Origin of the sequence: Nguyenibacter sp. L1 (assembly GCF_035199985.1) — a bacterium.
Classification (GTDB): Bacteria; Pseudomonadota; Alphaproteobacteria; order Acetobacterales; family Acetobacteraceae; genus Gluconacetobacter; species Gluconacetobacter vanlangensis.
Genome location: NZ_CP127015.1, coordinates 4,197,501 through 4,215,802, shown reverse-complemented (window position 1 = coordinate 4,215,802; position 18,302 = coordinate 4,197,501). Strand labels below are relative to the sequence as shown.

Genomic DNA, 18,302 nt, shown 5'->3' with positions numbered 1-18,302 from the left:
CCCTGAATGATCATCTTTCAATACCGATCGGAAAGAAATCGAATGATAAAGGAAATTCATGTGAACAGTCTTCTCGTTCGCCGTCGGTCGTTATCTGTCTTTCAGCATAATAAGTACGTTTCCAATCGGGAATGATTATTTCTTTATTTTTCGATATAATTTTCTCTTATATCATCAACATATTGAAATTGTTATGCTTAATTCCTACGAATCATTCCTGAAGCCGTCGCGCCGATCTCGGAAATCCGATCGCCGCTTCCGCGCCTTCCGTGGAAAAATCCATGAACATATTCCGAACTAAAAAAACAGCATGCTGGAAACGCCGACGGGATCGAACTTTCGGTACGTCGTTGGCATACAGAGTTTATTTTATAAAGAAATGTGATTCTGCAACCGTGAAAAAACCGAATACAAGAAGGAAAATGTCACGTCGCCCGTGCGATGCCAACCTGTCTCCCACCTGCTTCAATCGCTGCCGGATTCCCGAGTTTGCAAACGATCCGATATGTACTTCTCTCTTGCCATCATTACTTCATGAACGGTCCGGCACGGTGGCCGCACCTGCCGGGGCCTCAACGGGCGAACAGCATGTCCATGTTCGCGAACGCCTTGAATTCCAGAGCATTCCCGCTGGGATCGAGGAAGAACATGGTCGCCTGCTCGCCCACCTCTCCCTTGAAGCGGATATAGGGCTCGATCACGAAAGAAATATTGGCAGCCTTCATGCGCTCCGCCATGGCCTCCCATTCCGGCATGGTCAGCACTAGGCCGAAATGCCGGACCGGCACGCCGTGATCGTCCACAACGTTCCGCTGCACTTGGCCGGCTTCCTCCGGCGCCAGATGGGCCACGATCTGATGGCCATGCAGATTGAAATCGACCCAGTCCGGCGCGCTGCGTCCCTCCGGGCAGCCCAGGAGCTCGCCGTAGAAGCGGCGGGCCTCCGCGATGTCGTTCACGGGAAAGGCCAGGTGAAAGGGACGAAGATCGGACTGGACGGTCATGGGCGTTCCGGCGACGTGATGGAAAGGATGGCTCCCTTGAAAAAACGGCATCGTGCGAACGAAAAATGTTATATATTCGATCTGAGAACGTTTTTTTCTGATGAATCGATGCTGACCGAACTCAAGACCTTTCTCCATGTCGCGCGACTGGGCTCGTTCGCCGTAGCCGCCTCGCGGGTCAACCTGACGCAGTCAGCCGTCAGCGGACAGATCCGGCGGCTGGAGGACGCGCTGGGCTTTCGCCTGTTCGATCGTTCGGGGCGCGCGGTGACGCTCAACCGGAACGGCCAGCGCGTTCTGGCCCGCGCCGAGGCCGTCATCGCCGCCTTCCAGAAGCTTTCGGACACGACAGGCGACGATGCGGCCCCCGTCGTGCTGCGGGTCGGCACGATTTCCAGCGCCCACGGGCTTCTGGCCCGGACGATGCAGACATTCCGGCGCGACTTTCCCCATGTCCAGTTGCGCATCGTCCCCGACATCTCGCTACGTCTTCTCGACAGGGTGGACACGGGTGAAATCGACGCCGCGCTGATGGTGCTGCCTCCTTTTGGCATCCCATCCGCGCTGGCGTGGTCCCCCGTTGTCCGTCAGCGCTATCGCCTGATCAAACCGGCGAACATGCCGGGAGACGACTGGCGGACGCTGGTCCTGACGCAGCCTTTCATCCGCTATGAACGCACATCGTTCGGCGGCCGTGCCGTCGATCTCTTTTTGCGGCGGCACGATCTGGCGGCGAACGATTATGTCGAGATGGACGACATCATCGCCATTCACGACATGGTGGAAGCAGGACTGGGCGTCGCGATCATTCCCCTGTCCGGCGACGACGCCATGTCAACGGGGGTCGTCGCCCTGTCCCTCGGCGATGATGTCTTCTACCGGGAACTTGGCCTGATGACGGGCCGACAATCCATGCCGGACCACCTGGACGCACTGATTTCAGCCCTGGTCCATGGCTGACCGCCGGCGCTCGCCCGGTCAGCGCGGCAAGCGTAGCGTCGCGATGCCTCCGACACCGGCACAAGCGGCCACCAGCAACAATCCGGCCAGCGGCTGGCCGGTATGAACGCGCAGCCAGCCAATTCCATACGGGCCGATCAAGCCGCCAAGAGCGCCCAGGCTGTTGATCCAAGCCAGGCTGGTGGCCAGCGTCTTCTTTTCCAGGAGTAGACCGGGAATGGTGAAGATCATGGTCGTTATGCACAGCGTCGCCGCCAGCGTCGCCGTCAGCAGCAGCAGCGCGACAACGCCGTACCCGTGGAATAGAAAGGTCAGGACCAGCACCACCGATACGATCAGGAAGGGCCCGGCCATATGCCAGCGCCGTTCCTGCCACCGGTCGGAACTGCGCGCGTTCAACGTCATGGCAAGGATCGCCGCCAGGAAGGGCAGGCTAGTATAGAGCCCGACCTCCGATGCCGGCACGCCCAGCACCTGCCCGATAAAGGTCGGAATCCAGAAGACGATCCCGTAATTGCACACGGCCTGGCAGAAGCAGATCACGATCAGCAGGGGCACGAACGGACGCGTCAGCACCGTGAACGCGCGCAGGGCGGGGCCTGCAGGTTCCCTGCTTCTCGCCGCCGGGGCGTGAGCCAGCAGCAGGCGGCGCTGTGATTCATCCAGCCAGCCAGCATCGGCCGGCCCGTCATCCAGCCACCGCAGCAGCACGAACCCCAGCAGCAGGGCGGGCAGCGCCTCGATCACGAACATCCATTTCCAGCCGGGCACGGCCATCGCGCCGTCGAGACGTGACAGGATGAAGACCGAAACCGGGCCGCCCAGCGCGCCGGACAGCGGAATGGCGATCAGGAAGCCCGATGTGACTCGGCCCAGCATGTGCCGGGGAAACCAAAGCGCCAGATAATACAGCACGGCCGGATAGAACCCGGCCTCCGCCACGCCCAGAAGCACGCGCAGGGCGCAGAACTGCCAGACCGAATCCACGATCGTGAACAGGAACGAAATCAGGCTCCACCCGATCATGATCGCGGCGATGGTCCGCCGCGCCCCGAAGCGCACCAGCAGCATCGAGGACGGCACCTGAAAGGCGATATAGCCGACGAAGAACAGCCCCGCCCCCAGGCCGTACGTCGCGTCGGAAAAATTCAGATCGCGCTCCACCGGCTGGCGCGCGAAGCTGAGATTGATCCGATCCAGGTAGGAAAACATGTAGCAAAGGATCAGCAGCGGAATTATCCGCCAGGCGGCCGTCCGAAACAGGTCGGCCTCCGCCGGGGCGTGCGCGGCCGGCCGGCCGCCAGGATATTCGGTTGAACGTACTGCCTGATCGGTCAAGCCGTTGATCCTTGCTGAGTCGCGAAGCCGGGACGGAGCGCCGTCCCGATGCCGTCGCTGGTCAGATGACGCCGCCGCGATGGCGCTCCACCAGTTCCTGATAATGGGCGATGGGCATGTCCGTCACCAGCATGGCGCCGGGCGCGTGGGTGATGGCGAATTCCGGCATGCTGGCCGCCAGTACGGCCTGGGGGGTGACGCCGCACGCCCAGAAGACCGGCAGTTCATTCTCGGCCACCGGCGTCACGTCGCCGTAATCGGGCACGTTGACGTCCGCGATGCCGATTTCCGCCGGAAAACCGATATGGACCGGCGCGCCATGGGCCAGCGGAATGGCCGAACTGATTTCCACCGCCTTGATGATGTCCTGGGACCGGAAGGGCCGCATCGACACCACGACGGGTCCGGAGAACGGCCCTACCGGCGTGCAGGCGATGTTCGTGCGGTACATCGACACGCCCTTGCCCGTCTGCAGGTGGCGCATGGGGATTCCGCAGGCCGTCAGCACGTTCTCGAACGAGAAGGAGCAGCCGAGCGCGAACGTCACCAGGTCGTCCTGCCAGTAGTCGCCCAGGTCGCTCACCTCGGCCGTCAGGACGCCGTTCCGCCATATGCGGTAGCGCGGCAGGTCCGTGCGGAGGTCAAGGTCCGCGCCCAGCGCGGGAATGCCGGATTCACCGGGGCGCGACATGCCGACCAGCGGGCAGGATTTGGGATTCTTCAGGCAGAATTCATGGAACGCATCGGCCAGAGCCGCCGGCAGCATGACGATATTCGCCTGGATATACCCAGTGGCCATGCCGGCCGTCACATCCGTGACCTGGCCCGTCCGGCAGAGGCGACGAACCTCGGCGGGAGAAGCATCGAAATAGGGTAACGTCACCGGGCCGGACTGGGCCATGGCCTGCATCCCTTCATAATCATGCATCCTGCGGGCACATGATCCCGCTGCAAAATGCAGCGCATCAGAAACAAATACGAATACATGATGATTGATTGCAAATAATTTATACATATAGACCAGAATAAGAATATTTTATAACGATCTGCTTGATTATTTTTGCCAAATGCGAATTATTTATTGTATCGTATTGACGGGCTGAATGCCGCCTGGCCTCCACGCCGTCGCGTCATGGCTGCCCGTTCCGCCAGGGGGATCGGCATCACGCATGGCCAACGCTTTTTTGTTTTCGGGATCCCGGACGGTGACGCAGCCCCCAGATGCCCGCCGGTTGAGCATGGTCGGCGTATCCGCCTGTTCCTCGACGCCGCGCGAGGGCGTTTTGTCCCGTCATCCCCGGCGCGCATCTGGTCGACCGCACGGACCATGGGTGACGATCCCCGGATGCTCCAGGCGATTCCGGGCGTCAACAACCTGCTGGTGATCTTCGATGCCTGCACGGCGCGACCACGGATATCGAAGACGCCCGACGTGCCTGATCCGGCAGATCGGCGACAAGATCGGAGCCCGGCGGCGCCCGGGCCGGCCCCGGCCGCTTCTATTCGCCATCGGGACCGACAGGGCCGTCATCCGGGCCGTCAGCCCCGATCTCGGCCTGCTGGTGCGGCGTCACCCGCTGGAGGATACACCTTCGGCATCAAGGGCACGCCAATGGCCCAGGGCGACATCCTGGCCTTCGTACGGGTGAACGACACCCTGCTGTCCGTGGCGGCGCCGCAGGCCGAAACGATCGGTCCCTGTCTGGCGGAAGACAGGGCACCGGTGGCCTGTCACCAGCCGGTCGTTTCCATCACACCGGCCGGCTAGCCCATGTGTCACGCTCCCCTGGTGCCGGCTTCGCGTGCGACCTCCTGCGCCATGACGACGATGTCCTCCACCAGGCTGGATCCGTGCTTGATCAGTCGGCCCGCAACACAATTGAGCGGTGGAAGCACCAGCCCGGTGTCCAGCACGCACAGTGCGCCGGACTCCAAGTGGTCTCGCACGACATCCGGCGGCAGCAACCCCAGTCCCGTGCCGTTCAGCAGCATATTCACGATGGTCGGCACCGAACTCATGGCATTGACGCGATGATGGCCGATCCCCTGTCGGGCCAGCAGGTTGCGCAGCATCGAATGCGGCACGGTATTGCGCGAGAAGGTCATGATGGGCAGCGACGGCAGGCTGCCCAGGTCGATGCGCCCGGTCAGCTCGTCCACAACCGCGCGCGGCGCGATCAGCCCGACATCGAAACTGCAGATCGGGGTCTCGATCATCATCGGCGAATTGACCGGCCCGATGAAAAGCCCGACATCCAGCATCCCCTTCGCCACCTTGCGCTGAATATCGTCGGAAATACTGATGTCGAGATCGACGGTGATATTGGGGTATTTTTCGTCGATACGGCACAGCAGCCGCGACAGCCAAGTGTGCACGGCCGTTTCCATCGCGCCCAGCCGCAGGATGCCGTTTTCCTCGCTATGGCCCTTGATGGTCAGGATCGCCTCGTCACGCAGTTCCAGGATGCGCTCGGCATAGCGGATCAGGGTCAGGCCGACCGGCGTCGGGACCACGCGCTTGGCGGCGCGATGGAATATCCGGGCTCCCAGCAGGGCCTCAAGCTGCGAGACCCTGATCGAAATCGCCGGCTGCGTCATGCGCAGAACCTCCGACGCCGCCTTGAATCCGCCCAGCCGATCGATCCACACCACCGCCTCGAGGCTCTTGAAATCCATCTTTCGCGCCTCCCAACCGATAAGGCATTTTTATATCACGCCACCTCATATCGGGCCAAAAACGTTGGGGTGATGGCATGGTCGTCGGGCAACCAGGGCCATGCCATGGCGGCCAACTGCGCGCGCTTGGGCATTTCCGCCGCGGTCGGCCTGCCGAGAGACCGCGCGCCGGGAAACACGCGCCTATTGCATCCGCGTGAGGGAACGTTTCGCCGTCACACTGGATCGATAAGGAAACGTAATCACCTCTCTTTCCGAATTCTTTCTTGCCTGGCCGGCAGGTGGATCGCTACCGTGCCGGCGGCATCCGTCAATACGTGCCGGAAGGCTGCCGTTACTATCGAGATCTTGCGGAAATGCATGATATTGCCACGGGTGGCATGGATTCTTCAGGACCCAGCATAGCATAAGGATATTTCTACCTTGCCCGACACCGACAGGCGATCCGGCGGCGTGCGCCTGGCGTTGGCCAGCATGATCGGTACCGCGCTGGAGTGGTATGATTTCATGATCTACAACACTATGGCGGCGCTGATCTTCAACAAGCTGTTCTTCCCGGCCAGTGTACCGATGATCGGCACGATCCTGGCGTTTTCCACCTATGCGGTCGGCTATCTGTCGCGGCCCCTCGGCGGCGTCATCTTCGGCCGCCTGGGCGACAGGATCGGCCGGCGCAAGATCCTGATGGTGACGCTGATCGTCATGGGCCTGTCCACCAGCCTCATCGCCGTGCTGCCCACCTTTGACACCATCGGCATTGCCAGTCCGGTCATCCTGGTCCTGCTGCGGCTGGTGCAGGGAATCGCATTGGGCGGCGAATGGGCGGGCGCGGTGCTGCTGACCGTGGAACATGGCGCCGCGGGCCGACGCGGCCTGAACGCGTCCTGGGCGCAGGTGGGCCCCGGCGTGGGCACGATCCTGTCGTCTGCGGTGATAGGCCTGATGACGGCGACGCTCGACAACGACCAGTTCGTCGGCTGGGGATGGCGCTTTCCGTTCGCTCTCAGCGGCCTGCTGATCATTTTTGGCCTCATCCTGCGTCGCTCCATCGCCGAAACGCCGATGTTCCAGGACCTGCAGCGCAGGGCCGCGGTCATCCGGTCGCCGGTCGGCCTGCTGTTGCGCCGGCACAGGCGCGGGCTGCTGGCGGCCGCCAGTTCGCGCGTCGGTCCGGACGTGCTCTATGCGCTGCTGGTCGTCTTCAGCATCACCTATGTCAACCAGATCGACGGGTTGTCGCGCCGCGTCATCCTGACGGCGCTGCTGGCCGGGTCCGCCTGCGGCGTGATCATGACGATGCTTTACGGCTGGCTCAGCGACCGGATCGGACCGCGCCCGATCTTCGCGGCCGGCCTGCTGTGCGGAATTCCCGTCGCATTTGCGTTCTTTCCCTTGGCCGACACCCGGCAGGGCCCATTGATCGTCCTGATCATGGCGGCGGGGCTGGGCGTCCATGCCGCGATGTACGCCGTCCAGGGGGCGATCATCACCCAGCAGTTTCCACCTGCCATCCGCTATACCGGCGCCTCCATCGCATACACGTTCGGTAGCCTGGCCGGCGGGGGCGCGTTCGCGCCACTGATCATGGCCACCCTATTCAGGGAAACGTCCTCGACCCTGGCCATCTCGCTGTACACGCTCGCCGCGCTGGCGGTCAGCGGCGCCGGAATGCTGCTGGCGGCCAGGATGCCGGATGGCGACGACACCGATCCCTGACGGTCTGCCTCAACGCTCCTTCATCCCATCGGACAACGATCCAGTTCGGAACAAGACCATGAAGACCTATTCCGTATCCCTGCCTGCCGTACAAGACGTCGTCATCGCCGGATGGGCCGGCCGCGACCGGCAGGACGTCGACCATCACATCCAGGAACTGGCCGCCATCGGTGTGGCTCCGCCGACCAGCACCCCGCTGTTCTATCGGGTCTCGGCCGACCGCATCACGCAGGCTGAGGCGATTGAGGTCGTCGGCAAAGACACGTCCGGCGAGGTCGAGCCCGTCCTGGTCTGGTCGCCGGATGGCCTGCTGGTGGGCGTCGGCTCCGACCATACCGACCGCGCCAGTGAAGCCTACAACGTCGCCCTGTCGAAGCAATTATGCCCCAAGATCATGGGCACGCAATTCTGGCATTTCGACGATGTCCGGGATCGCTGGGACAGCCTGGTCCTCCGTGCCTTCTGCGAAATCGACGGCGCCCGATCCCTGTATCAGGAAGGCGTGCTGTCTGCCCTTCTACTGCCGGAGGAACTGATCGAGACCCGCCGCGCCCGAGACAACGGCCGGTTCCAGGACGGCAGCGTGATGTTCTGCGGCACCGTCCCCACGGCCGCGGGCATTTTCCGCGCGGATGCCTGGACCGTCGAACTGCACGACCCGCAGACTGGCATAGCCCTGCGCCATCGCTATACGGTGCGCGAACTGCCCCTCATCGCCTGATCGGCCGTGCCAGGTGGACAGAGCAATATGACCCGTGCCCCCCGCCGACCACCGGACCGCACGACATCGTCGACCGGGTGGTGCGACGCCTGGCCATCCTGAACGCTCCGGCACGGCCCGAACGGCAAGCCTTTCGCGTGATCCACACCGACCCCGCGCTGCGGGCGACCGAGGCCTCAGCCCGGCGCACGCACGGGACGGAGCGCTGGGTCCGCTGGACGGGCGCTGCTATAAACCCAGCGCCATCCGGACGCGGCTACCGAGACCCGCCAAACGCTCGACGGGCTCATTTGCAAATACGAAACGGATATAATGTTCCCCATGCTGCATGCCCCACCCCCGCATTCCGGTTGCGCACACGCCATGCGTCAGCAAGCGATCCGACATAGCGGCACCGTCCAGGCCGAAATCGGACACCCGTAGCAGCATCGACCACCCTCCGGCAGGAACACCTACAGGCAGCCCCGCCAATTCATCCAGCATTACGTCACGCCGTCTTTGCAGTTCAGCAACGTAAGGTGGCAGCGTCTCCGCAGAGCGCTCCAGCGCAACAGCGACGGCATCCTGCGCTATGCCAACCGGCACCACGACATTGGCCAGCGATACCGCGACGATATCTGGCAGAAACGCCTCGGGGGCCACGATCCAACCGACACGCCAACCAATCATGCGCAGTTCCTTTGCGGACGATCCGACAAAAATCGTCCGCTCTGCCATACCCGGCAGAGCAACTGGATGCTGCACAGGACGCCCATCGAAGGTCAGCCGCTCCATGGCGCTGTCGATGATCAACAGCAGGTCGTGCCGAACGCACAGATCGCCGACGGCCTGCCAGTCGTCGCTGTCCAGCATGGCGCCGCTCGGCATGGAGGGCGACATGAGCAGCATCGCCTTCGTTTTTGGACCGATGACGGCCGCCAGAGCTTCGCGATCGAACGTCCAGACGTCACCCGGATGAAAGATGAACGGCACGAAACGCGGCACACCGCCAGCCAGACGGATGCGGTTGATCAATCCGGCATAGGTCGGATCGGTCACGATAACCTCGTCGCCGACATCGATTGTCGCCAGCAGCACGTTCAGGATACCGGAGAGGCCGCCGGCCGAGATAACGCAGTTCTGCCGCCCGTCATAGGATAGACCGGTCAATGCCGAAACATGCGCCGCCGCGATTTCCCGCAACCGACTCTGTCCGACAAACGGCAGATAGCTGTTGTCGGCGTCTCGGGAAGCAGCTTGCCTCGTGCGCGCCACGGCTTCCGGATCCGGCGGAATATCAACATCCAGGTTTTCCAGCCGAAGGTAGTCGCGCTGAGATGTGTCCGCGACCTCACCCATCCGATCGACGCCGATTCCGGCAATATCGCGCAACCGCGCGGGGCGAATATGGACCATGGCGTTTCCTCGTATAATAGATTATCTATGATTTCATGAGGCAGACAATCACGCAATCCCTCCCCGATGACGATCGTTCGATCGCAGGCCAGATCACCCGTGCACTCGCCGGACGCATTATCTCCGGCGCTCTCGAACCGGGGACGCCCTTGCGGCAGGATCATATCGCAGAAGAATTTCGGTCCAGCCACGTGCCGGTACGGGAGGCCTTTCAACGGCTCGAAGCGCAAGGACTTGTCACCCGCGAACCACGAAAAGGTGTCAGGGTCACTGCCATCGAACCCGCTTCCGTATTCGAGATCACCGAGATGCGCGCGGCACTTGAGACCCTTGCACTACGTCATGCCGCACCTCGTATTACGACGACGACCATCGAGACTGCGGCACGCACTCTTGAAGCGGATGACGCCAGCGAAAACATCATGACGTGGGAAGCGGCGAACCAAGCCTTCCACCGCACCATTCTTCAGCCATGCGGGATGCCGCGCCTGCTGGAAAATATAGATCAACTCCAACGCATGAGCGCGCGTTTCCTGTTCGCCACATGGCAGAGGCTGGATTGGCAGCACCATTCGGACGAAGAACATCGGGCCATCATCATTGCCCTGAGCCGCCGTGACGTGGAGAAGGCGGAACGGATACTTCGGTTACATATCCTTCAGGCCGGTCAGGCGCTCGTGGCATATCTGACCAATCCTCAAAACAGCATGCCGAGAGAATCATGACCCGCTTACCTCCGCTCCACGCTCTTCGCGCGTTCTGGCTTGTCACGCGCGCTGGTGGCATCCGTGCTGCGGCCGAAGAAGCGGGGGTCGGCCACGCGGCCCTCACTCAGCAGATTCAGAGGCTGGAAGGCACGCTCGGCGTCCGGCTGTTTGATCGACGCTCTCGCTCCCTACGCTTGACGAAAGCGGCGGAAGACTATGCAGCAGAAGTGGACCGTGCATTTCAGGTGATCTCAGCAGCGACACATACTTTGACTCGGCGAAACGCATCCAATATCCTTCATATCGGCGCCTCATCCAGCATTGCCGTAAGACTCATTCTTCCTCATCTCGACGCATTCCGTGCCTTCTATCCTTCTATTACAGTACGAATGATTACCCCGACCACTCTGAATGAATTATCCGATGGAACAATTGATGGAGCATTTTTCTTCGAGATCGACGACAATATTAACGTTCGCCATGAATCCCTAATTAGCGAACAGATTATACTCATCGCGTCCCCATCTCTTTCAAAAGAGATATCAAAAATGAAATTCCGTATCCCGGAAGCTCAATGGCGCCTGCTAGTCGTCGACGCGCCGAGTTGGCGTAATGACTGGGAGCGCTTCTTTCGCACAGAATACAATATGGCTGCTCCGGCACTGCGCATTACGTGGCTATCGTCTCCACTGGCTGCACTTCAGGCTGCTGTCGACGGTTTAGGAATTGCCCTGATGTTTCCGTCGATCATGCGAGAGGAACTGAGCACCAATCGCATCAAAGTTCTACCCGGCTTTGGTTCGACTGCGCTCGTAAGACAGGTAAATTTCTATACTATGTCAGAGTTCCCGGAAACGAATTCCATGCGTACCTACCTGGATTGGTTGCGCCCCAGGCTCACATCGGACGCGATCGGTTAGAAAAACCAACCACGTGGACATATCTGCACCCTCGATCCGTCAGTCGTCAGCGCTTATGAATTACTCGAAACATGAGGCCGCCGTCAGACCCGGAACACTGTCGCTCATCTTCTACGATGGCTGCGCTCTGCATAATAAAGGAACGAGATATGTCTACAGCCTTTATCGGACTCGATTATATTATGGATATTGCCCATCCTTCCGGAAAAATATCCAGCTTCGCCGGACAAGTAGAGCAACGAGGAATCATTTCGAAAGCTAACCAAGCACTCGAGATGGCTAAAGCCAAACAATGGTTGAACATTCTCGTAAAGGTTGGATTTGGAAAAGGATATGTCGAGCAGCCCAAGAACTCTCTGTTGTTCGGCCAAGCTCATAAGTTCGGGGCGATCGAACTTGGTACAACCGGAACGAATTTCCATCCCGATTTACGCGTTGATCTTTCAGACATTATTGTCGAAAAGCCCAGGGTGAGCCCTTTCTACTGCACGAAACTTGAAGCCGTTCTCCGTTCAAATAAAATTAGTCGACTTATCGTAGCCGGCGTCAGCAGCACCTGGGCTGTGCAGAGCACGGTACGGGATGCACATGACCGTGACTATGATATACTTGTCCTTGAGGATGCCTGTGCAGCAGCGACCGAAGAGGAACATAAGACGTCCATGGGCGACCTCGGCGTGATATCGAGCATCATAAAAATCGAAAACGTATCTGCACTGTAGATTGTCAGATAACTGGGCAATCGAATGACAGAAAAATGAGTCCGCACGCCATGTCAAAACGAATAGATAAATCTTGGTTAGTTATGGACAGCATCGAAAATGCCGAACACAACAGATGTGTTGACCTATTTTCTCGTCCCGATGGCACATATGGTTTTGAGGAATTTCGTCGCGATCCAGAAGACGAAGGAGCGTGGACACCAATAAGTTATTATTCTGATGTCGCGTACACATCGAGAGAGATGGCACTCGCCGCTGCCAGAAAAAACGTAGGTTGGTTATACGAGCACGGCAAGAGAACATGAATAGTGTAGAAACTTCGATATTTCCTTCGCGCTGTGGCCCGCGGGATTCTATCCCAACCGATCGCTGAATGGTCGGCAATACGACAATGGTCTCTCCCGTCTGGTTTTTCCCTTGTGCTGGCCCTTCTCCTCGTTGTTCTTCATCCGCCAGCAGCGTTCCTTCTGGGCCCTATGATGGCAGCCATGAATAGAAGACTTGCCTTATATGCAAGGCGAGTCGAATCCTGATTCATATTCTATCGAATCCATTTCTTTTATTGCGAAAGCAACATAAGAAAGTGAACAATCCGACGTCGTGCGATTTATCCTAAACCATCATCACAAATAAATTTATTATTCCACGGTTTTTCAATGGTCGATTTTTTCGTTAATTTAAGACGACGTCTCATTCTCCGCGACAACATCATCATCGATTAGTTTCATCCATCATGCAATTGATGATTTCTCGCTGGTCCTGCCGTCACCCGCCGCCCACGCTGCGCACAACGAAAGACCAGGATGGGACATGACGCAGGATCGACACATCAAGCTCGGCTTGATCCTTCACGGAGTTGGGCGCACCTGGGATGATTGGCGCCACCCTGATCGCGATGTCCGCGCCAGCACGAATATCCGTTTCTACCGCCAGCAGGCGCAGACAGCGGAACGGGGGAAGTTCGATTTCCTCTTCGTTGCCGACAGCCTGTCGATCAACGAAAAATCCAGCCCTCATTACCTCAACCGCTTCGAACCGCTGACCATCCTCTCGGCGCTGGCAGCCTCGACGGAGCATATCGGCCTGGTGGGCACGCTGAGCGTCAGCTATTCCGAGCCTTTCAACGTGGCCCGACAATTCGCCTCGCTGGATCATATCAGCGGCGGCCGGGCGGGATGGAATGTCGTGACCTCCTGGCTGGGGGACACCGCCGCAAATTTCAGCCGCACCGCCCATCCGCCCCACCATGAACGCTACCGCATTGCCGCCGAGCATCTGGCCGTGGTGCAGGGGCTATGGGACAGTTGGGAAGACGATGCACTCGTCGGCGACAAGGAACACGGCATCTTTCTGGATCCCGCCAAGCTGCATCGCCTGGACCATGCCGGCCCGTATTTCCAGGTACGGGGCCCGCTGAATATCGGCCGGTCGCCCCAGGGGCAACCGGTCATCTTCCAGGCGGGGGCGTCGGAGGACGGGCGCGATTTCGCCGCTCGGCATGCCGAAGTCGTTTTTTGCGGCCCGCAGGACCTGGAGGAAGCCCAGACCTATTACCATGACGTCAAGGCACGGGCCGCGCGGCTGGGACGGGAAGTCGGCCAGCCCCTGATCCTGCCCGGGATCGCACCGATCGTAGGACGGACGGACGCGGATGCCGAACGGCTCTACCAGGAACTGGTCGGACTGACCTCATTGAACACCGGGCTTGGTTTCCTGTCGCGGGCGTTCAGCGACCATGATTTCCGCGCTTACGACCTGGACGGCCCATTTCCCGACGTTGCCGCGATCGGGCAACAGAGCAACCAGAGCGCCGCACAGCGCATCCTGGCACGCGTGCGGCGCGGCAATCTCTCCATCCGGCAGATCGCCAGGGAACTGGCGACCCCACGGGGCGATTTCGTCGGCGGTCCGCAGACTGTGGCCGACGCCCTGCAACGCTGGGTTGAACAGGGCGGTGCGGACGGTTTCAATCTGTTCGAAACTCTGCCTGGGCAGTTGGAAGCCTTCGTGGATCTAGTCGTCCCGATCCTTCAGGAACGCAAGCTGCTGCGCAGTGACTACGAACAGACGACTCTCCGCGGCAATCTCGGCCTGGCCTACCCGGTCAACCGTCACGCGGCGGACAAAGGGAAACAGGCCGGATGACCATGCAGGACGCGACTGGAACGGACACGGCCGAACTACCGGAACCCGTTGGCCCAAGCCGCAGGCATGTCCTTGGTGCCCTGGGTGTCGCATCCGGCCTGCTCTCCTCGTTGGGGCTGAACCGCCCTCGGGCATGGGCGGATACGCCGCTGCGGATCGGTGACCAGAAAGGCGGCGCGCGTTCGCTGCTGGAGGCGGCGGGGATGACGACCGATGGAGCCCTGCCCGTGCAATGGAGCCTGTTCGCCGGCGCGCCGATGCTGATCCAGGCGCTGGCCGCGAACGCCGTGGACGCCGGGGTGATTGGGGACGCGCCTCTTGTTTTCGCCCAGGCGGGCGGGGTGCCGGTGAAGGCGATTGCCGGTATCCAGACCGACGGCACGACCACCGCCATCGTCGTGGCGAAGAATAGCCCGCTTCGGAGCGTGCGCGACCTGAAGGGGAAGCGTGTGGCGACCCTGCGTGCCCAGACCGGCCATTACCTGACCCTGGCAGCCCTGCGCGCGGCGGGTATGAAGGATGACGACGTCGCGTTCGTCTTCATTCCGCCGGTTTCGGCCAAGCTGGCCCTGCAGAGCGGCGCCGTCGATGCCTGGGCCACCTGGGGGCCCTATATCTCGGACGCGAAGATCGCCGATGGCGCGCGCGAGATCGTCAATGGCGGCAAGCTGATGAGCGGCCTCAGCTACGTCGTGGCAACCGAAGCGGCGCTACGGAACAGACGGGACAACCTGACAGCGTATCTTCGCCGCTTTCGTGCCGCGCATCGGTGGATGCTGACGCATCAGGACGCCTATGCCGAGGTCTGGGGCCGCGATGTCGGCCTGCCCCTTCCCGTCGCCCGTGATGTCGTCAGGGGCCTGGTCGGTACCGTGGTGCCCCTTACCCCCGACATCATCGCCAAACAGCAGCAGGTCTCCGATTTCATGGCCGAGACCCGCATGGTCCCGCGCCGGCTCGATACCGCCGGCATCGTCGATTCCAGTTTCACCTTCCAACCCTGAACGGCATCCGCCCAATGTCTCCTCCCGGACGCTCCTTCGCCCTCGGCGCCTATCTGGCCGGCTCGGTCACCAACGGGATGCGTGGCGCGCACCGGACGAGGATGTCGACGCGGATATCGACTTCGCACGCTACCGCTCGTATGCCGATCTTCTGGAACAGGGGCGATTCGACAGCCTCTTCCTCTACGACAACGTCCTGCCGGCGCCTGATCCCGTCAGCCGTGGCCAACAGCCCGGGCCTGCCGCGCTGGGATACATTCACGCTTCTGGCGGCGCTGGCCGTCACGTCACGTCATATCGGCCTGATCGGCACGGCCAGCACGACCTTCAACGAGCCCTACAACCTTGCCCGGCGCATCGTCTCTCTGGACCGACTGAGCGGTGGGCGCGCGGGCTGGAACGTGGTGACCGCGACCGGCGGCGGCGAGAATTTCAACCTACCTTGCCATGTCGACCATGCAGGGATCAGCCTTTCCGTTTGTTTCCTATGTGTTTCCTGCGTGGGGATTTTGGGCAACAAAAAACCCGCCTTGTGGGGCGGGTTTTGTTGTGTCCTATCAAGGACTTGAACCGTGGTTGCGGGGGCAGGATTTGAACCTGCGGCCTTCAGGTTATGAGCCTGACGAGCTACCGGGCTGCTCCACCCCGCGGTGGTGTAGGTGGATTGGAAGACCTGGCGGCGACCGACTTTCCCGCGTCTTGAGACGCAGTATCATAGGCGCTGGGGCATTTCACGGCCGAGTTCGGGATGGGATCGGGTGGAGCTATCCCCGCCATGGCCACCAGGTCGTCCAGTCCACCCTGATGGGGTGTAGTGGGCGTGAGAGGTTGGTGCTGAGGTGTGTGTATTGAGTGTTGAGTGGATGATTGCTGTGCATGTGTGTTGCCTGCGTTTAAGCGGGCTGTGTGAGTGAGCCTATTGGGCGATTAGGACCAGTTAGCTGCACGCATTACTGCGCTTTCACATCTGGCCTATCGACGTGATGGTCTATCACGGCCCTCGGGGAGACCTGGTTTTGAGGTGGGTTTCTCGCTTAGATGCTTTCAGCGATTATCCCGTCCAGACTTAGCTACCCGGCTGTGCCGCTGGCGCGACAACCGGTGCACCAGAGGTCTGTTCATCCCGGTCCTCTCGTACTAGGGACAAATCCTCTCAAGTCTCCAACACCCACGGCAGATAGGGACCGAACTGTCTCACGACGTTCTAAACCCAGCTCACGTACCACTTTAATCGGCGAACAGCCGAACCCTTGGGACCTGCTCCAGCCCCAGGATGTGATGAGCCGACATCGAGGTGCCAAACCTCCCCGTCGATGTGGACTCTTGGGGGAGATCAGCCTGTTATCCCTAGAGTACCTTTTATCCGTTGAGCGATGGCCCTTCCACGCGGGACCACCGGATCACTATGGCCGACTTTCGTCTCTGATCGAGCTGTCACTCTCACAGTCAGGCGGGCTTATGCCATTGCACTCAACAGTCGATGTCCGACCGACCTGAGCCCACCATCGCGCGCCTCCGTTACACTTTGGGAGGCGACCGCCCCAGTCAAACTGCCCACCATGCAGGGTCCCGGACCAGGCTTACTGGTCTCGGTTAGACATCAGAAACAGTCAGGGTGGTATTTCAAGGATGGCTCCACCGGAACTGGCGCCCCGGGTTCTAAGCCTCCCACCTATCCTACACAGAATGTCTCTGATGCCACTGCAAAGCTGCAGTAAAGGTTCATAGGGTCTTTCCGTCTGACCGCGGGTACCCCGCATCTTCACGGGGAATTCAATTTCGCTGAGCCGATGCTGGAGACAGCGGGGAAGTCGTTACGCCATTCGTGCAGGTCGGAACTTACCCGACAAGGAATTTCGCTACCTTAGGACCGTTATAGTTACGGCCGCCGTTTACCGGGGCTTCAATTCAGTGCTTGCACACCTCCTCTTAACCTTCCGGCACCGGGCAGGCGTCAGGCCGTATACGTCGTCTCTCGACTTCGCACAGCCCTGTGTTTTTACTAAACAGTCGCTACCCCCTGGTCTGTGCCACCCACAAATGGTTGCCCAATCATGGGTCTCGCTTATCCCGAAGTTACGCGAGCAATTTGCCTAGTTCCTTCAGCATCGTTCTCTCAAGCGCCTTGGTATGCTCTACCAGTCCACCTGTGTCGGTTTCGGGTACGGTCTATTCGCTAGAGCTATTTCCTGGAATGCTCCAAAAGCCAGCCCAATCCGTTAAGGACTGACAACATATCGCATTCGTCACTTCTAGCAGGCCCAGGAATATTCACCTGGTTTCCATCGACTACGGCTTTCGCCCTCGCCTTAGGGGCCGGCTCACCCTGCGCGGATTAACCTTGCGCAGGAACCCTTGGACTTTCGGCGACAGTGTTTCTCGCACTGTTTGTCGCTACTCATGTCAGCATTCGCACTTCCGATATCTCCAGAGAGGGTCACCCCGTCTCCTTCTCAGACCTACGGAACGCTCCGCTACCGCGCATACAAAGTATGCACCCACAGCTTCGGCACGTGGCTTGAGCCCCGTTACATTTTCGGCGCAGGGTTTCTATTAGACCAGTGAGCTATTACGCTTTCTTTAAAGGATGGCTGCTTCTAAGCCAACCTCCTGGTTGTTTTGGAATCCCCACATCCTTTCCCACTTAGCCACGATTTGGGGGCCTTAGCTGGTGGTCTGGGCTGTTTCCCTCTCGACGATGGACCTTAGCACCCACCGTCTGTCTGCCAGGCTAAACTTCCGGGTATTCGGAGTTTGGTTAGGTTTGGTAAGGCTTTGGGCCCCCCTAGCCCATCCAGTGCTCTACCCCCCGGGGTCAACACCTGACGATCTACCTCAATAGATTTCGCGGAGAACCAGCTATCTCCGAGTTTGATTGGCCTTTCACCCCTAGCCACAGCTCATCCCCGACTTTTTCAACAGGCGTGGGTTCGGCCCTCCAGTGCGTGTTACCGCACCTTCAGCCTGGCCATGGCTAGATCACTCGGTTTCGGG

The 18,302-nt window shown here is 60.2% G+C and carries 16 protein-coding genes, 1 tRNA gene and 2 rRNA genes (1 of these 19 only partly in view); 11 read left to right on the top strand and 8 right to left on the bottom strand.

The genetic code is table 11. The features are described from left to right. Positions 1 to 572: 572 nt before the first annotated feature. Positions 573 to 1,004: a VOC family protein gene (locus QN315_RS19165; protein WP_323990932.1), complete on the bottom strand. Its 432-nt coding sequence runs from the start codon at positions 1,002 to 1,004 to the stop codon at positions 573 to 575. 18 nt (positions 1,005 to 1,022) lie between these two features. Here QN315_RS19165 and QN315_RS19160 point away from each other — a divergent pair, with 18 nt between their 5' ends. After that, on the top strand, positions 1,023 to 1,964 hold the full coding sequence (locus tag QN315_RS19160) for a LysR family transcriptional regulator (protein WP_323990931.1): 942 nt from the start codon (positions 1,023 to 1,025) through the stop codon (positions 1,962 to 1,964). 18 nt (positions 1,965 to 1,982) lie between these two features. Here the strand turns inward: QN315_RS19160 and QN315_RS19155 are convergent, their stop codons facing one another. Both QN315_RS19155 and QN315_RS19150 read right to left on the bottom strand, forming a co-directional pair. Then, a complete protein-coding gene (locus QN315_RS19155) occupies positions 1,983 to 3,302 on the bottom strand; it encodes an MFS transporter (protein WP_323990930.1) in 1,320 nt (439 codons plus the stop codon). A 61-nt stretch (positions 3,303 to 3,363) separates the two neighbouring features. Further along, positions 3,364 to 4,203: a putative hydro-lyase gene (locus QN315_RS19150; protein WP_323990929.1), complete on the bottom strand. Its 840-nt coding sequence runs from the start codon at positions 4,201 to 4,203 to the stop codon at positions 3,364 to 3,366. A gap of 231 nt (positions 4,204 to 4,434) precedes the next feature. On the opposite strand from QN315_RS19150, the gene QN315_RS19145 reads away from it, so the two are divergent. Continuing rightward, positions 4,435 to 5,070, top strand: coding sequence for a hypothetical protein (locus QN315_RS19145; protein WP_323990928.1), 636 nt, complete (start codon positions 4,435 to 4,437; stop codon positions 5,068 to 5,070). Positions 5,071 to 5,078: 8 nt separating this feature from the next. Here QN315_RS19145 and QN315_RS19140 read toward each other — a convergent pair whose 3' ends face one another. Next, positions 5,079 to 5,978 (bottom strand): LysR family transcriptional regulator, encoded by a 900-nt coding sequence (locus tag QN315_RS19140; protein ID WP_323990927.1) that lies wholly within the window; start codon positions 5,976 to 5,978, stop codon positions 5,079 to 5,081. 423 nt (positions 5,979 to 6,401) lie between these two features. Between QN315_RS19140 and QN315_RS19135 the strand changes: the two genes are divergently transcribed. Further along, positions 6,402 to 7,694, top strand: coding sequence for an MFS transporter (locus QN315_RS19135; protein WP_323990926.1), 1,293 nt, complete (start codon positions 6,402 to 6,404; stop codon positions 7,692 to 7,694). Beyond that, on the top strand, positions 7,672 to 8,415 hold the full coding sequence (locus QN315_RS19130) for a DUF2848 domain-containing protein (RefSeq protein ID WP_323990925.1): 744 nt from the start codon (positions 7,672 to 7,674) through the stop codon (positions 8,413 to 8,415). Before QN315_RS19135 ends, QN315_RS19130 begins: the two co-directional genes overlap by 23 nt. A 228-nt stretch (positions 8,416 to 8,643) precedes the next feature. On the opposite strand, the gene QN315_RS19125 is transcribed toward QN315_RS19130, so the two are convergent. Further along, positions 8,644 to 9,810: a pyridoxal phosphate-dependent aminotransferase gene (locus QN315_RS19125; protein WP_323990924.1), complete on the bottom strand. Its 1,167-nt coding sequence runs from the start codon at positions 9,808 to 9,810 to the stop codon at positions 8,644 to 8,646. 35 nt (positions 9,811 to 9,845) lie between these two features. On the opposite strand from QN315_RS19125, the gene QN315_RS19120 reads away from it, so the two are divergent. The 7 genes from QN315_RS19120 (at position 9,846) to QN315_RS19090 (ending at position 15,877) form a co-directional block, all read left to right on the top strand. Further along, positions 9,846 to 10,535 carry a GntR family transcriptional regulator gene (locus tag QN315_RS19120; protein ID WP_323990923.1) on the top strand — a complete coding sequence of 230 codons (690 nt, stop codon included), beginning with the start codon at positions 9,846 to 9,848 and terminating at the stop codon, positions 10,533 to 10,535. Beyond that, positions 10,532 to 11,437: a LysR substrate-binding domain-containing protein gene (locus QN315_RS19115; RefSeq protein ID WP_323990922.1), complete on the top strand. Its 906-nt coding sequence runs from the start codon at positions 10,532 to 10,534 to the stop codon at positions 11,435 to 11,437. The genes QN315_RS19120 and QN315_RS19115 overlap by 4 nt, the downstream gene beginning before the upstream one ends. Positions 11,438 to 11,586: 149 nt before the next feature. Beyond that, positions 11,587 to 12,159, top strand: coding sequence for an isochorismatase family cysteine hydrolase (locus tag QN315_RS19110; RefSeq protein ID WP_323990921.1), 573 nt, complete (start codon positions 11,587 to 11,589; stop codon positions 12,157 to 12,159). A 35-nt stretch (positions 12,160 to 12,194) separates the two neighbouring features. Continuing rightward, positions 12,195 to 12,464, top strand: a complete 270-nt coding sequence (locus QN315_RS19105) for a hypothetical protein (RefSeq protein WP_218064304.1) — start codon at positions 12,195 to 12,197, stop codon at positions 12,462 to 12,464. Positions 12,465 to 12,969: 505 nt separating this feature from the next. Next, on the top strand, positions 12,970 to 14,304 hold the full coding sequence (locus QN315_RS19100; RefSeq protein ID WP_323990920.1) for an LLM class flavin-dependent oxidoreductase: 1,335 nt from the start codon (positions 12,970 to 12,972) through the stop codon (positions 14,302 to 14,304). Beyond that, the gene (locus QN315_RS19095; RefSeq protein ID WP_323990919.1) at positions 14,301 to 15,308 is read left to right on the top strand and encodes an ABC transporter substrate-binding protein; all 1,008 of its coding nucleotides are present in this window, start codon (positions 14,301 to 14,303) and stop codon (positions 15,306 to 15,308) included. Before QN315_RS19100 ends, QN315_RS19095 begins: the two co-directional genes overlap by 4 nt. A 221-nt stretch (positions 15,309 to 15,529) precedes the next feature. Beyond that, the gene (locus QN315_RS19090) at positions 15,530 to 15,877 is read left to right on the top strand and encodes an LLM class flavin-dependent oxidoreductase (RefSeq protein ID WP_323990918.1); all 348 of its coding nucleotides are present in this window, start codon (positions 15,530 to 15,532) and stop codon (positions 15,875 to 15,877) included. A 4-nt stretch (positions 15,878 to 15,881) separates the two neighbouring features. Here QN315_RS19090 and QN315_RS19085 read toward each other — a convergent pair. The 3 genes from QN315_RS19085 to QN315_RS19075 form a co-directional block, all read right to left on the bottom strand. Continuing rightward, positions 15,882 to 15,958: transfer RNA gene (locus QN315_RS19085), tRNA-Met, on the bottom strand. A 21-nt stretch (positions 15,959 to 15,979) separates the two neighbouring features. Further along, positions 15,980 to 16,095: ribosomal RNA gene (gene rrf, locus QN315_RS19080) — 5S ribosomal RNA — on the bottom strand. 119 nt (positions 16,096 to 16,214) lie between these two features. Next, a 23S ribosomal RNA gene (locus tag QN315_RS19075) occupies positions 16,215 to 18,302 on the bottom strand (it continues 653 nt past the right edge of the window).